The sequence below is a fragment of the Paraglaciecola sp. L1A13 genome, from assembly GCF_009796745.1.
GTDB lineage: Bacteria > Pseudomonadota > Gammaproteobacteria > Enterobacterales > Alteromonadaceae > Paraglaciecola.
In genome coordinates, this window is the sequence record NZ_CP047024.1 from 2,031,025 (window position 1) to 2,046,597 (window position 15,573).

Genomic DNA, 15,573 nt, shown 5'->3' on the forward strand with positions numbered 1-15,573 from the left:
TGGGTATGATGGCAGATATAGACTGTATTAAAGGTAATAGTACATGCAAGGTATTGAACAAATGATGAAACCAATACGCAAAGTCGTCATTGCCGGTGGGGGTACCGCAGGTTGGATGACCGCAGCCATGCTAAGCAAGGTGTTACAGGGACAAATTGAGATACAGTTGGTTGAGTCCCAAGAGATTGGCATCATAGGAGTGGGGGAGGCAACGATACCGCCCATTCATACGTTCAACACGTATTTAGGCTTAGATGAAAAGGAATTCTTGCGGGAAACTAAGGCTACTATCAAGCTAGGTATTAAGTTTGAGAATTGGCGAGTTAAAGACGAAAGCTATTTCCATACGTTCGGTGCCCCTGGTACTAACATGGGCTTTTGCAGTTTTCAGCATTATTGGCTCCGAGCAAAAAAAGACGGCATGTCTGCTTCTTTGTGGGACTTCGATTTAAATTACCTTGCTTGTCAGCAGCAGAAATTCAATAAGATTAATACCCCTAATCCCATATATGACATGCCTTATGCATATCATTTTGACTCAGGTTTATATGGTCAATTCTTACGTAAACTGGCTGAAAAAGCCGGCGTGGTTCGAACGGAAGGAAAGATAGAGCATGTGCAGCGTGACGCAGAGTCTGGCTATATCACCGCCTTGCAATTACAAAGCGGTCAGCAAATAGAGGGAGACTTGTTTATTGACTGCACAGGGCAAAGAGGTTTGTTGATTAAACAAACGCTCGGTGTTGATTTTGAGAGTTGGCATGAGTATCTACCGGCGGATACCGCGTTAGCGGTGCCCAGCGAACGTTTCGAGCATACCTTGCCTTACACTCGCAGTATCGCCCAAGCTGCAGGCTGGCAATGGCGCATTCCACTGACTCACCGTAACGGTAATGGCTTGGTTTACAGCTCAGCGTATTTATCAGATGACGATGCCCATCAAACTTTGATGGGTAATCTAGAAACTAAAGCTTTGGATGAGCCCCGTAAGATCAGTTTCCAAACAGGCAGAACGGCTCAGCAATGGCATAAAAATGTGGTATCGGTGGGCTTAGCGAGTGGCTTTTTAGAGCCTTTAGAGTCCACCAGCATTCATCTTATTCAGTCAGCTGTGGTACGCCTGCTGAAAATGTTCCCCAATGATGGGATGGCGCAAAGTACCATCGATGCCTACAATGCTGAGTCAAAAATCGAGTTTGAAACCATCGCCGATTTTATTATTTTGCACTACCACGTCAATGCGCGCCAAGACTCTGATTTTTGGAAAGACAGACGAAACATGGCTATTCCCCCACGTTTGCAACACAAAATCGCGCTGTTTCGCAGCAATGGCGCCATATTTAATGATGCCCACGACATCTTTCGGGATGCCTCTTGGTTACAGGTGATGTTAGGACAAGGCATCGAGCCAAAGGATTTTCACCCAGCGGCGAAGGTAGCCGGTGTCGCTGAGTTACGCACGATGATGGACAAAATCGCAGCGGCCAAGCAGCAGCCTCTTAGCCAGATGCTGTCTCATGATGAGTTTTTAGCCCGCTATTGTAAGGTTTAATATGTCAATCCCTTTTCAAATTGTGATCCTCGGCGGCGGCACAGCAGGTTGGATGGCCGCAAATTTGTTCGCCCATAAATGGGCGGATAAAGTGGCAAGCAAAGCATTGCAGATCAGTTTGATTGAGTCACCCGATATAGGAATAGTTGGGGTGGGTGAGGGCTCAACACCCACCTTGAAACGTTTTTTCGAAATGCTCAACATTCCCGATAAAGATTGGATGGCGAAGTGTAATGCGACTTACAAAATGAACATCGCCTTTACTGGGTTTAGTCCAGCATCAGGTATCGAGCGATATAGCCACCCATTTATATCGCAAATTGATACGTTTACCCAACGTGCGTTTATGGTTAATAGTCGCACCCGGCGCATGGGATTAGATACCCATACGGCCTCAGAAGACTTCTTACTAAATGGTACATTAGCCAAGCAGGTGAAAGGGCCGCAGACCCCTGATAATTTCCCATTTAGCATTGAATATGGTTACCATTTTGACTCCCATCTGTTGGGGGCATATTTACAGGATCATGCTATTTCCCTAGGAGTGATGCATGTTCAAGCTAATGTAGAGGCGGTGACGCGTCACCCAAATGGAGATATTGCGAGTCTGCAATGTAAGGACGGACGAGACATCAATGGCCACTTTTTTGTAGATTGCAGCGGGTTTGCCAGTGTACTTATGCATAAAACACTTGGTGTTAAATTCATCAGTTACAAAGACAACCTTTTTAACGACGCAGCGGTCGTTGTGCCGACTCCTATGGGCGAACACATTCCCGTCGAGACGATTTCCACGGCCCTTTCTGCAGGGTGGTGCTGGAAAATCCCCCTGACTAACCGCTTTGGTAATGGTTATGTATATAGTTCGGATTTTATCGACGCAAACCAGGCTGAGAGTGAACTCAAACAGCATTTACAACTGGAGGATAACCAAGAGTGCCGGCATTTATCCATGCGCGTGGGCGCACTTGAGAAGCAATGGCAAAACAATTGTTTGGCGGTGGGTTTGTCTGCAGGATTTATCGAACCGCTTGAGGCAACAGCCTTGCACATAACCCAGATCGCCATAGAACAATTCATTATGGCATTTGAAGAGGGTGAATTTAGTAATCGCTTGCAAGATGAATTTAACCACAAGATGCACAAACGTTTGGAACGAACACGCGATTACATTGTTGCACACTATAAATTAAATACCCGAGACGACAGTGATTATTGGCGAGCAAATCGGTCTAACGTTCATTTGTCGGAGTCTCTAAAGCAAATACTCGATGTGTGGTACAAATGTGGCGATCTTGACAACGAAATAAAACGTCAAGATCTTACTACGCACTTTAACGCAGTCTCTTGGAATTGCCTATTAGCGGGTTACGGCGCGTTTCCGCCCTTGGCGGCTAATCAACCCGGAAAAGGCGATTTATACCAAGAGCAAAATATTGCGCAATTTGTCCACGGCTGTGCTCTCAATTTCCAAAGCCACAAGAGCAATTTATTCCGCTAAAAATACTGCTGATATACCCTGTTAATCCACCCCAATGCTTCACTCAGTGAATTGTTGGGTGACAACTGAATTTAATATTTGGGCCTGATAGCTAATAACACAAACCCTTTACGAATTTTGACTATCGATTTAAGTAGGATTATCTCTACACTTATTGCTCGTTTACAAAAAAACAACAATTGGCTGCTGCTTAAATTACTGAGCATTTAGCAAAGAGGGCGATATTAAAAATGGTAATCCCAAAAAAGGTGCTGGCAGCTTGTATGACTCTAAGCATAAGTAGCTCAGCGTTTGCTCAAGACAAAGCAGAACAATCATTACAGCATCCACTTCATAAACAGCAATGGACTTCACTTTTCAATGGTAACGATTTTACTGGTTGGGAAACTTATGTGAGCTATCAACCGAAAGACAGTAAGTATCAGGATCCTGCGGACGTCCCAGTACGCGGCTTAAATATTGACCCCAAAAATGTATTTAGTGTGCAAGACGGATTAATGCGCATTTCTGGAGAGGAGTGGGGTGGTATTAGCACGATTGAAGAGTACGGCAAATTTCATCTGAAATTCGAGGTGAAATGGGGAGATCTAAAATGGCCACCTAGAGAGCGTCAACCACGAGACAGCGGGGTATTATATTTTGCTACGGGTAAGCCCGGGGCGTCTATGAATCATTGGTTGCGCAGTCACGAAATGCAAATTCAAGTGGGTGACAGTGGTGACTATCACAGTTTAGACGGGGTTATTATAGATGCACATTGCGGCGCCGCTAATCAAGGTGACTGGCATTTTTATCGTTACGCACCTGATATGCCCCTATGCCTAAATATTGCCAATCGTGTATTAAAACGGGGTGATTTTGAGAAACCGATAGGACAATGGGACACTATGGAAGTTCTCGCCGATGACAATACCATCATACATAAAATTAACGGTAAAGAAGTGTTCCGAGCTTCCAATTCTCGGCAAAAAATTGATGAGCAAATAGTGCCGTTAACCAAGGGCAAGATCCAATTTCAATCTGAAGGCGCGGAGGTGTTTTATCGCAATATCCAGATTAGAATGTTAGATGAGCCTATAGATGCACTTATAACGAAGTAAATCAGTTGGTTAAAGCGTGTTTAATTAGAACATTTTATTCCAGCAACGGTTAACGTCATTCAGGTTAGCCTTGCTGCGAAAAAACTCAGCATACACATAGATCAACCTCCACAAGGCCAGTGCTTTATTTTTTACGCACGTCGCTGGCGGACCAAGCGTCAGTTCTAAAGGGCACCGCCGGCAGTCTAACGTTATTAATTACGTTAGCCAGAGGATTATCAGCCCATGCATACCGTACGGCTACCGGCTCGCTTATATCTGGGTGTGAGACGACCACTGTTTGACCTTGGATAAATGCTTGCGCCACTCGAAATACTTTGTCTTGCCCTGCGATAATAAAGCCTTCTACTGCTTGATTATCGGTGGTTTTTAAACCTTCTGCGTTATCAAAGTATATTTTTATTTCGTTTTGTTTTAATTCGATATGGGTAAAGTCTGGGCCTGTGGGGACTGTTGGTATACCGTATATTTTGTTAGCGGCTAAGTGCCATAAACGCTCACCTACATCACGTTTATTCTTGGGGTGAAGATCATCTGCATCACCAACATCGATAGCAACGGCCATACTTGTATTGCCTAAGGTTAAGGTTTGACGTTGAGCATCGCGTAGGTAGGCCCATGCACTTTCGGGTTGCAAGCGTTGTTGAGGCAAGTATGCCGCCAATTGTACAAATAAAAACGGCATGTTCGGAGATTGTGCCCGAGTACGCCAATTGGTAATTAAATTGCTAAAGAGCGTTTGATAATAAGTGTGCTTATTAATGTTGCTTTCTCCTTGATACCAAATCACGCCTTGGGCAGTGTAGGGTAGCAAAGGGTATATCATAGCGTTGTATAAAAAGCTGGGAGTGTAGCTATAGTTCACGACTTTTGGCATGGGCATTTCAACGGAATTACTGAAACGCCATTTTTTTTCGATTGGCTGCTTATGACCATCAATATCGACCCACATTTGCTGTTTTTTGCCGATAAAAACCTGATTACTATTGCCATTTGCTGCACGAATAACAATTACATTTTTACCCGTTCTCAACAATTGTGTGGCAATTTCGTGAATGGAGTCAGTGCTGGGGGCTGCGTTATCATCATGCGTTTTGGCGATAAGTTGGCCGTTAATAAAGATAAGGGCACTGTGTCGGATAGTCCCCAAGTTGATCGTAATCGACGCCGTTGGTACTGATTCGAGAGTAAAAGTCTTTCTTAGCCATACAAAATGATGTAACGGGCCCATATTTGGCAAGTCAATCTCTTGCCAATGCTCATCATCATAATCTACTGCGGCTGCATGGCTAATCATAGTCTTATCGGGAGAATTGATACGCTGCCATTTTAGCTGTTGTTGTTTCTCATTCGCCGCCAGTAATTCAGGCCAGTCAGTTTTTGCTTTAACCTTGGCAGCTTCCTTTTCGTAGCCTGGCGTAGCGGCAACGATATCGATATCTGTCCAGGCCTCAGCTGGTGTACCACCCCAGTTACTTTCAATTATGCCAACGGCTACATCCTCTGTTTTTTGAAGCTGTAGGGCGAAGAACCAAGCTACGGCTGAAAATCGCCCAGCGGTGCTTGGCGTGGCAACTTGCCATTTACTGGCCGGCAACTGACTTTGAAGGACAGGGGACAGTGTATCGGGTACCTCAAAAAAACGGATTAAGGGTTGCTGCGCAGAGGCAATCGCTTGCTCGTTGCCGATAACGTCCCCCTTAAGCTTCCATTCCATGTTTGACTGACCACCAGCTATCCATACTTCTCCGTAGTATACGTCATTGATGGCAATGGTTTCATCGGCGCTGATGGTTAACGAAAATGGACCCGCTGCAGCATGCGCAGGTAATATGACTTGCCAATGACCATTGGTATCGGTTTGAGTAGTATAAATTTGGTCTAACAAGGCTATGGTAACAGGGTGATTTTCTGGGCCTTGCCCCCAGATCCTCAGCGGTTTATCTCGCTGTAATACCATGTGATTTGAAAATAAAGGAGAGAGCGATATCGCGTGTGTCTGAAAAGCACTCATTAACCAAAGCATCCCTATGAATAATAATCTGCGCATGACCACTCCATAACAACCATTAATAGACTGCATACCTGCGTGAGTACAAATATTGAAGAGGATATATTATGGGGGAAATCTGCGCAGTGTGTAAGAGTTTTTACTGCTAAGGGCGATTCATTTAGACTGTCAGATATATGATCCACAATCGGGCTAAATGTGTTGATTTATCTGTCGGTTACTGAGCTGCTGGGCACACCATAAAAAGCGGATGTCTTATGACATCCGCTTTTTTTTGCACACTGTTTTAAAACTTAGCTCTTACGCCAAGGCTAACAGAGCGACCCGAAAGCGGTACCTGATCCTTAATATAGGAAGAATGTACGCGACCCTCTTTATTTGTTAAGTTATTACCCTTCAAATAGATAGTCATATCCATCTTATCGAGATCTAAATAATAATTAGCCGAGGCTGATAGCATGGTATAACCATCTGTGTCGGTTTCATTTGAAGCAATCTTGTCTTGTTTATTATTGCGCACGACTTCAATTTCACTGTGCCAATTACCTTGTTCATAATGTATGGAACTGCCCACTCTCATCGGTGGAATACGCGGAACATTTCCACCTTCATCCAATTTAGCGCGGGTATAATCGCTGAAAATTTCCCAGCGCAGTTCGTCGGTTATATGTAAGTCTAATTGGGCTTCAAATCCATAAAGAGTGGCATCTTGCTGTTGGAAAAGCACCACGGGTAAACCGTCTGTTTCTTCTTCAGGTTCACCATTTAGCGCGACATCTGCATCAAAACTCGCTTGTGTTATTAACTGCCCGTCAACAGACACTAAGCCCGTACGTTGTTCAAATATATAATTGCCGACCTGATTGTGGAACAAGCTCACGGACGCATTCCAAATATCGGCATGGTAGCGATAGGTAAAGTCTAGATTGTTAGATTCCTCTTTATCCATATCTTGTGAGGCTTGGCTAAGGGTATACACGCCATCTTGTTCATCAATCGTAAAGCCGCCACCAATTTCATAGACCCCTGAACCTATATGTGGACCATAGGAAAATATCTCTGAAGCTGAGGGGGCTCGTTGGGAATAGGCGTAGTTAAAGGCCAATGAGTGATGATCATCAAGATTCCATACAACACCAGCGGAACCTGATACTGCGGTATAATCTTTATTATCAAAAGAGAGATTGCTTAGCTGTTCTAAATCAGCATAGAAATCATTGTTTACCTTGTGTTTAAGGTTTTCTGCTCTCGCGCCTAACTGCCACAACAATGCCCCCATTTCATGTTCTTCCATTAGAAATACGGCGGTCGTGTTGGTTTTAGTCGGTGGGGTAAAGGCTTCTTCACCTAAGGCTGAAAAATCTAAATAGTTATAGTGAAGTCCCATTACGCCTTTCCAACCTGCGACGACTTCATGTTCAGCCCATAATCGTGATTCTATGGTTTCATTTTTGAATGTTGTACCCGCTTCTGCACCTTCAAATTCAGTATGTTGGTAATCGGTATAAGCACTTTGTAAATGAACGGCCTTGAAAAAGCCACTTAGTTTGTTCCAATCGACCACACCCTGGTACCGATTTTGTTTTAATTTGATATACACATCTTCTTCTACAGGTAAGCCATATTCAGAGTCCATACGACCGTAAGAAAGTGCAACGCGTGTATCATCGGTGATCCAGCCTCCGCCAAAATTATACCCGTGAGCACTGATAGATGAGTTTGCAAGCTCGCCACTACCGCCTGATTCATTGATATCAGCCGGTACTGGAATTTTATAGTCACCGGTTTTACGATTATAGCCATCAACATGGAAGACAAAATCGCCACTTCCCACATTTAAATCGGTTGAAAGTGTTTTTGCGTCAGCGACGTTATCGTACTGGGCAAAAACTTCTCCAGTGAGTCCTTCTTGTCGTTGGGCGGGTAAACGATTATCAACCACGTTAACAACACCACCTATGGCGCCGCTGCCGTACAATAAGGTTGCTGGTCCTCTAAGCACTTCAATTTGAGTTGCTGTTGAGGTCTCTGTTGCTACTTGATGATCAGGGCCGACCCGAGAGGCATCTGAGGCATCTAATCCATTTTGTACCACTTTGATACGCGGGCCATCCAAGCCTCTGATAATTGGGCTACTTGCTACAGGTCCGAAAAAAGAACTGTGCACACCGGGCATATTTTTTAAGGTTTCACCTAAGGTGGCTGCCTGATTTTGATCCAGTTCTTCGCCACTAAGAATGCTAACGGGGGTACTTGATTGAAGTACTGTCCTGTTTAGGGGGGATGCGGTGATCTGCAGGGTTTCAATATCCTGCTCATCTTTTTGGATATTTTTATCGTGCTCTTGTGCGTGTGCGTTAGCTGTAAAAGCCGCTAATACTGCCAATAAAAGGGTTGAGTGCTTAGTTTTCATCGTGTTGTCTCTTGCATGCATATTAAATAACAGCCGGTATATAGTTAAATAACCGGAAAAATAATGGGTTTTATACGAACTAAAATACTGAGGGGGGATCACGATTTCCTGCTGTGCGCACAAACAGCGGAATATAGCGTTTAATCGTTATTTCAATCGTAAACCCTGCAAGAGGCAAAGCTAATACCGGTGGGAAACCAACAGGTATGGAATGATCAAGGTTATGAACCGTTAAGCATAGAGCACAATGATTTTCGCTCTGTGATTTATGGGAATTATCATGCCAATCGTAAAGAACACTGGCCGCAACACAAAGCAGCAGCACAAGCACGAGTGTGTATTTCAACATCGTGGACTGTTTTCTTAGTGAGTGGAATGAATTTTTTTGCATGATTGTTATAATGTAACATCATTGTTTTTATTTTGTCGAGTGTTAATCCGCTCAATTGATAACCGAATTCAAAAATAATAGTGATTGTAATCAATGAAATAGAAAAAGGGGAGAGAGATGGGGAAACTGCATTTTGAAATATAGCACTATGGGTAGGCTAAAAATCACGCTTATGGGCTAAGTAAATCGTTGCGCGTTATGGTTTTTTTTTGATTCTACACCTGCCCCCAAAACTATAGACCACTCATTTACATGCCAACTTTTCACCAAACCATTTAACACATAGGGGTCTTGTGTAGCAAATTCTTCTGCTACTTTTGAGGAGCTCCCTTCAAATAATAACGCAGCACCAATAGTCGGCTCGGTCAGTGCTCCACCTAACCTTAACTCCCCTCGGTCAGCCGCAGATATTGCTAATTTCAGGTGTTCTTCACGGTACGCTTCGCGCTTTTGCAAATATCCTTGCACAACGTCGTAGGTCAATAAATAGTACATCTAGGTTTCCTATTTTTAGCGGTGACGCATATTGGCCACGGTGTTAATAACTGCTTTCACAATGATGCGTAGTTTGGTTAAGCGGTTGTGTTAACGTCTAGCAAAAGACATCTCTGACAGAATGGAATTTCGAAGTTGGGCTCTATTTTAGAGCCCAATTGTACACATGATTAAGCAAAAAAGGCTTATGACTGTTAAATCATATCTTATTATACCGAATATCCTAAGTGTCCCACAGTCGGGTATTTCGTGCTTAAATTTAATGGATATTACATTTTTGTTGGTAGAAACCAATTAACGTAGGTCAAAAAAAAGACCAGCATTGCTGGCCTTTGTTGTTATCAATATAAGCGTTAGTTTATTTAGGTAGCTTGAATGTCCAAACTGAACCACCTTGATTGAAATGCTTAATGCGCTTGGCTACATCGCCACCCCATAACGGGACGGCGCCGCCCCAGCCTGACAATACAGATATATACTGCTCTCCGCCCATTTCCCATGTAACAGGTGAGCCAACGATGCCAGAACCAGTATTAAATTTATATTTAATTTCGCCTGTCTTTGCATCGAATGCGAGTAAATATCCCTCTGGATTACCCATGAATACTAGGTTTCCGGCAGTGGCCAAAACTCCACCCCATAACGGAGCATAATTTTCATAACGCCACACTTCTTTACCTGTCTCAGGGTTAATCGCTTTTAATACGCCAATGTATTCTTCGTTAATCGGCTTAATCGTAAAACCTGCACCTAAGTAGGCCGCGCCTTTTTTGTAAGCGGTAGGTTCATTCCAAATGTCCATTTGCCATTCATTCGAAGGTACATAGAACAGTTTCGTATCTTGACTATATGCCATAGGCATCCAATTTTTGGCACCTAAGAAAGCAGGCGCTGAAACAACTGAACTACCTTGGTTGCCGGTTTCTGACTTGCTTGGATCACCAGGTCGATTACTGTCATCGTAAATAGGGCGGCCATTCTTATCTAAGCCTGTGGCCCATGTGATTTTATCGGCGAATGGGAAGCCCTTAATGAATTTTCCGTTTTCTCTATTAAGAACGTAAAAGAAACCATTTCTATCAGCTGAGCCAGCCGCTTTAATAGTTTTACCTTTCTCTTTATAGTCAAATGAAACGAGTTCGTTAACACCGTCAAAATCCCATCCGTCATGGGGAGTAGATTGAAAGCTCCAAACTATTTTTCCGGTATCTGGGTCGATACCTAAACGCGAGGATGAAAAGAGGTTATCCCCTGGACGCAAATGAGAGTTCCATGGTGATGGGTTACCGGTACCGAAAAATAATAAATCAACATCAGGATCATACGTTCCGCCTAACCAAGGCGCAGCGCCGCCGGTTTTCCATAAGTCACCAGGCCAGGTTTTACCTGCTTCGCCGCCAGAAATGCCGTTTTCAACTTTTTTTCCGTCCTTCCAGATGTAGCCCATATGACCTTCAACGGTGGGGCGCTCCCATACTATTTGACCATTCTTAGCGTCATAGGCACGAACGTTTCCGACAACGCCGAACTCACCACCAGCCACGCCGGTAATGACTTTACCTTTAACGATAATTGGCGCGGCTGTAATGGAATAGCCTGCTTTATAATCTTCTACGGTTTTTTTCCAAACTACTTTGCCAGTGTCTTTGTTTAGGGCGACCAGTTTTGCGTCTAGGGTGGCGAAAATAACGAGGTCGTCGTACAAGGCGGCACCACGGTTTACCACATCGCAGCATGGCATGATGCCATCAGGTAGTCTTGCGTCATATTGCCAAATTTCATCCCCCGTCATTGCGTCAATGGCGTATACACGGGAATAGGAGCCCGTGACATACATTACGCCGTCTTTAATCATGGGTTGTGATTCTTGGCCGCGCTGTTTTTCGCCACCTAGGGAGAACGCCCAAACAGGACGGATATCTTTTACTGTATCGGTACTGATTTTCCCCAGAGGGCTGTAGCGTTGCCCTTTAAGACCCATTCCATAGGAAACTACGTCGTCTGTGGTGGCTTGGTCGTTCAAAATATCTTTATCGGTGACCTTTGCATTGACTCCAGTGGACAGTGCAATAAGCACTGATAATGACAATATTTTCGTTATAGCTTTTCTGGACATTGTAATTTCCTCATGAAATTTTGCTTTTTTAGCTGTGTGTAAACCATCCGTTTATCGGCGGTTAATTAATTTCGCACCCTAAAAATGAATGTTCTATTAGGATGCAAATATACTAATATTTGTTGTCAATCCCCTCTATAACACTGGGGAAGGATTTTAATTCATCACTTAGTATGAGAGTGCGTAGCAATAATCATGGAGCGTAATAGTCTGGGGTTTCATAAGTAACCTGATACTGGTCAAATATGTTGGCCATGGTTCCATTACTGATCATTTGCCCTACAACATCGCCGACAGCATAGGCTAATTGTCGATGGTCACTTTTAACGGCCATACCTATATCCCACTTCTGTTTGCCGATCATGGGGAAGGCATTTTCTGCAAGGAGATAGCGTTCTTTATCTAATTTTCCGCGGTAATAACTGATTTGACTGCGCATACCCATAACCGCATCCACCTTGTTTGCTTGCATGGCCGATACGGCTAGTGGAATAGTGGTGAACTGTTTACTTTTTTCGCGCATTCGACCGGAAAACGCAGACATAAGATAAAATTGAGGAATAGAATCATTCTCAACACCTATATCGTGATATTGGAAAATAGCCATGGTAGGAACAGATTTGATAGCCGTTGAATCAAACATAATTTGCCACGATTCGACGTGATAAGGGGCGAACATATGCACATTAGCGTGCACTAATTCACCAATGTCGTCGCGTAATAAAGCATAAGCTTTATCGTAGGGGACTCTTAGCATAAGGTCAGCTACGGTGCGGGTTAAGTAATGACCTTTCCAAATATTATTGCGTAAGTCATCTTCCACATTTTCGTCAGCAGTCATCCATTTCAGCTTAAGGTTAACGCCTAACGCGTCAGCAATATGATGGGCGACTGCTACATCAATACCTTTGCTTTTACCATCTTGTTGAAATGAAAAGGGCGGAAAATTCCGATATACCGCCACCACAATTTCATTCTTCTCAATGATATCGTCAAAGCTCAGGGCACTGGTTCCATGACTGATAACCAGCAAGTAACTAGCCCATAAGATATGAAGTACGTGCTTATTGATCTTCACTGACTGACTCTAACCAAGTACGGATAGACCATAACGCTTCTTGATTTAGATATTCTGACATTTTAGGCATATAGACTGCGCCGTTGCGAACCGCGCCATTTTTAACCCGATACACATACCACTCATCTCCATCGAAATCCGCAGGAAGCGTGCGTAAATCGGGTGCGATACCGCCAGAAACACCACCTAAGCCATGGCACCGTGCACAGTTTTGGTTATACGCAGACGAGCCAACTCGAAGTATCTCTTCGCGGTCGTGGCCTTCTATTTCACGGTATGGGTTGGTATCGGCCCATTCTTCGCCAAGCACGGGTAAAGTTGAAGTGTCCATCGCTTGTGGGGTTACTGAACCATGTGCAGACAAACCAAAAGAACAGGTTGTTATGGCTGCTATAAAAATACTGCGGCTTAATATATGTTTAATCATCACCGATAATCCTCTTTCTATGAAACTCGTTAGTCATTAGTCAACGAGAATCAGCTTACCGATGTCAGCACTAAGTACACATTGCACTTTAGCTAGATAATAAGTCATCCTTTAGGATGATTTTTAGCGGTTATTTTCCGTAAAATTGCAATTATCTTAACAATATCAAATGATTAGGTTCTATCTGCTGTAATTTCAAATTTTCTTATACTTCTATATGCTAATCCCTAAGCTGGTTTTAGACGTTGGTAATAGGATGATGATGAAGAGATCCATCAAACATAAGTGGGGTAGGTTTGTTATTGCTTTGCTTTTTTATAGTGCTTTTATTAGTGGTTCCGTTATGCAGGTTTCGGCGCAATCATTGCCGTTAAAATATGATATTAACTATTTTAAATTAACGCAAAAAGCACGAGCGACTTTTACCAATATCAATCAATTGCCAGAAGACAGTGGTTATCTCGGCGCTAAATTAGCCGTTGATGATTCTAATTCCACCGGTAAATTCATCAATCAAACATTTTCATTGCGATACGCCCAATTCGAACATGCAAATGGACTATTGGCTGGTTTAAATGAGCGTTATTTAGACGGCCAAACGATTTTCTTATTACAGGCACCTGCCGATTTACTTATTGCAGCTAATACTTGGGCCAAAGACAAAGCGGTGTTGCTGTTTAATATAAGTGAACCCGCCGATGGGTTACGTTATAAACAGTGTTTATCGTCGATGTTACATACCATTCCGAGTTATGCGATGAAATCTGATGCGTTGGCTCAGTGGCTGGTAGCACGTCGTTTACAAAAAGTATTAATGATCAGAGGTAAATCAGATGAAGACAAGCAAGTCGCTAACGCTTTTAAACGTTCAGTAAAACGATTTGGGTTGAAGGTTGTCGATGAAAAAATATGGGACTTTTCCACTGATTTACGCCGGACAACCCAGCAAGAAATACCACTGTTCACGCAAACCTCTTCGGAATATGACGTTGTATACGTGGCGGATCCAGCTAAAGATTTTGCCGAGTTTTTACCCTTTAATACTTATCTACCTCGACCTGTAATCGGTTCGGCTGGGCTTGAGGCACTCGCGTGGCATCGTGTCATCGAGCAATGGGGCGCAGCTCAGCTACAAAGCCGTTTTGTGCAATTGGCGTCGCGTAATATGAATGAGTTGGATTTCAGTGGCTATTTAGCGCTGCGAACAGTTGCGCAAGCCGCTCAGCACCTTAAATCGAATCAACCGCAAATACTGACTGATTATATTCATTCTAGTCAATTTGAATTAGCTGCTTATAAAGGTCGTAAGTTGAGTTATCGCCAATGGAATGGGCAATTAAGAATGCCAATGGCGTTGGTACAGCCCAATGCGTTGGTTTCACAGTCCCCCCAAGAAGGCATGTTACACCCCGAAAATGAATTAGACACGTTAGGGTACGATGCCCCTGAAATGAAGTGTCAATAATAGAAGATAACTGTGAACTAAGGTGACATATGAATAAGCGAATAATAAGCGGGTTAGCGATACTCAGTGTCTGGGCATTTTGCGGGGCAGCGAAAGCGACAGAACTTGCCTATGTAACCAATGAAAAAGATAACACTGTTTCTGTCATTGATGTGGCTGAACACAAAGTATTGCGTCAATTTGATGTAGGCCAGCGACCCAGAGGTATTGTATTAAGCCACAATGGCTCAACCGCATACATTTGTGCCAGTGAGTCAGACAGCATTCAAGTAGTGGACTTAGCAACCGAGAAAGTAATCGGTGAACTGCCCTCTGGAGAGGACCCTGAAACCATTGCCTTGCACCCTAACGGGAAAACCATCTATACGTCTAATGAAGACGATGCCTTACTAACAATAATCGATATCGCGTCGCGTTCCGTGATTGCGCAAATAGATGTGGGCGTAGAGCCCGAAGGATTGGCAATCAGTCCGGATGGTAAATTAGCGGTTGTGACGTCAGAAACCACAAATATGGTGCACTGGATTGACACACAAACCTATCAAAATATCGATAATTCATTAGTGGGAGCAAGGCCTCGTTCAGCTAAATTTTCGCAAGACGGTAAGCTATTGTGGGTGAGTTCTGAGATTGGAGGCACCCTTAGCGTATTCGATGTTAAAAGTCGAAAGGTCATACATGATTTTCGTTTTAAAATTGCCGGTGTGCACCGGGATAGGGTGCAGCCAGTTGGCGTGGAATTGAGTGAAGATGGCCGATATGCATTTGTAGCGTTAGGGCCAGCGAATCATGTTGCGGTAATCGATATTGCCAATATGACCATAGAAAAATACATATTGGTTGGTCGCAGAGTATGGCAGTTGGCGTTTAATCATGATCAGAGTATTTTACTCACAACAAACGGCGTGAGCGGTGATGTGTCTATGATTGATATGGCAAAAATGAAGGTTACCCGCTCGATTAAGGTAGGGCGTTACCCTTGGGGAGTGGTCGTGCGTCAATCCCAGTGATAAACAAAACGTTG

12 protein-coding genes are annotated in these 15,573 nt (G+C 43.6%); 5 read left to right on the forward strand and 7 right to left on the reverse strand.

Going from position 1 to position 15,573, the window contains the following annotated elements:
* Window positions 1-61 precede the first annotated feature (61 nt).
* From GQR89_RS08480 to GQR89_RS08490, 3 genes are all read left to right on the forward strand, one after another.
* Window positions 62-1,552 carry a tryptophan halogenase family protein gene (locus GQR89_RS08480; RefSeq protein WP_158772198.1) on the forward strand — a complete coding sequence of 497 codons (1,491 nt, stop codon included), beginning with the start codon at window positions 62-64 and terminating at the stop codon, window positions 1,550-1,552.
* A gap of 1 nt (window position 1,553) precedes the next feature.
* Window positions 1,554-3,053, forward strand: a complete 1,500-nt coding sequence (locus GQR89_RS08485) for a tryptophan halogenase family protein (RefSeq protein WP_158769644.1) — start codon at window positions 1,554-1,556, stop codon at window positions 3,051-3,053.
* Between the two features lie 263 nt (window positions 3,054-3,316).
* Window positions 3,317-4,153, forward strand: a complete 837-nt coding sequence (locus GQR89_RS08490) for a DUF1080 domain-containing protein (RefSeq protein WP_233269126.1) — start codon at window positions 3,317-3,319, stop codon at window positions 4,151-4,153.
* Between the two features lie 124 nt (window positions 4,154-4,277).
* Here the strand turns inward: GQR89_RS08490 and GQR89_RS08495 are convergent, their stop codons facing one another.
* The 7 genes from GQR89_RS08495 to pedF form a co-directional block, all read right to left on the reverse strand.
* Window positions 4,278-6,203, reverse strand: a complete 1,926-nt coding sequence (locus tag GQR89_RS08495; protein ID WP_158769646.1) for a sialate O-acetylesterase — start codon at window positions 6,201-6,203, stop codon at window positions 4,278-4,280.
* A 247-nt stretch (window positions 6,204-6,450) separates the two neighbouring features.
* Entirely contained in the window at window positions 6,451-8,577 is a 2,127-nt protein-coding gene (locus GQR89_RS08500; protein WP_158769647.1) for a TonB-dependent receptor, read from the reverse strand.
* 79 nt (window positions 8,578-8,656) lie between these two features.
* Window positions 8,657-8,926 (reverse strand): hypothetical protein, encoded by a 270-nt coding sequence (locus GQR89_RS08505; RefSeq protein ID WP_158769648.1) that lies wholly within the window; start codon window positions 8,924-8,926, stop codon window positions 8,657-8,659.
* 219 nt (window positions 8,927-9,145) lie between these two features.
* Window positions 9,146-9,463: a YciI-like protein gene (locus GQR89_RS08510; protein WP_158769649.1), complete on the reverse strand. Its 318-nt coding sequence runs from the start codon at window positions 9,461-9,463 to the stop codon at window positions 9,146-9,148.
* Window positions 9,464-9,821: 358 nt separating this feature from the next.
* Complete coding sequence (locus tag GQR89_RS08515; protein ID WP_158769650.1) at window positions 9,822-11,579, reverse strand: PQQ-dependent methanol/ethanol family dehydrogenase; 1,758 nt, start codon at window positions 11,577-11,579, stop codon at window positions 9,822-9,824.
* A 193-nt stretch (window positions 11,580-11,772) separates the two neighbouring features.
* Window positions 11,773-12,657, reverse strand: coding sequence for an ABC transporter substrate-binding protein (locus GQR89_RS08520; RefSeq protein WP_158769651.1), 885 nt, complete (start codon window positions 12,655-12,657; stop codon window positions 11,773-11,775).
* Window positions 12,644-13,084: a cytochrome c-550 PedF gene (gene pedF, locus GQR89_RS08525; RefSeq protein WP_158769652.1), complete on the reverse strand. Its 441-nt coding sequence runs from the start codon at window positions 13,082-13,084 to the stop codon at window positions 12,644-12,646. Before pedF ends, GQR89_RS08520 begins: the two co-directional genes overlap by 14 nt.
* Before the next feature lie 262 nt (window positions 13,085-13,346).
* Between pedF and GQR89_RS08530 the strand changes: the two genes are divergently transcribed.
* Window positions 13,347-14,549, forward strand: a complete 1,203-nt coding sequence (locus tag GQR89_RS08530) for an ABC transporter substrate-binding protein (protein WP_370461053.1) — start codon at window positions 13,347-13,349, stop codon at window positions 14,547-14,549.
* A gap of 29 nt (window positions 14,550-14,578) precedes the next feature.
* Window positions 14,579-15,559: a YVTN family beta-propeller repeat protein gene (locus tag GQR89_RS08535; protein WP_158769654.1), complete on the forward strand. Its 981-nt coding sequence runs from the start codon at window positions 14,579-14,581 to the stop codon at window positions 15,557-15,559.
* Window positions 15,560-15,573 lie beyond the last annotated feature (14 nt).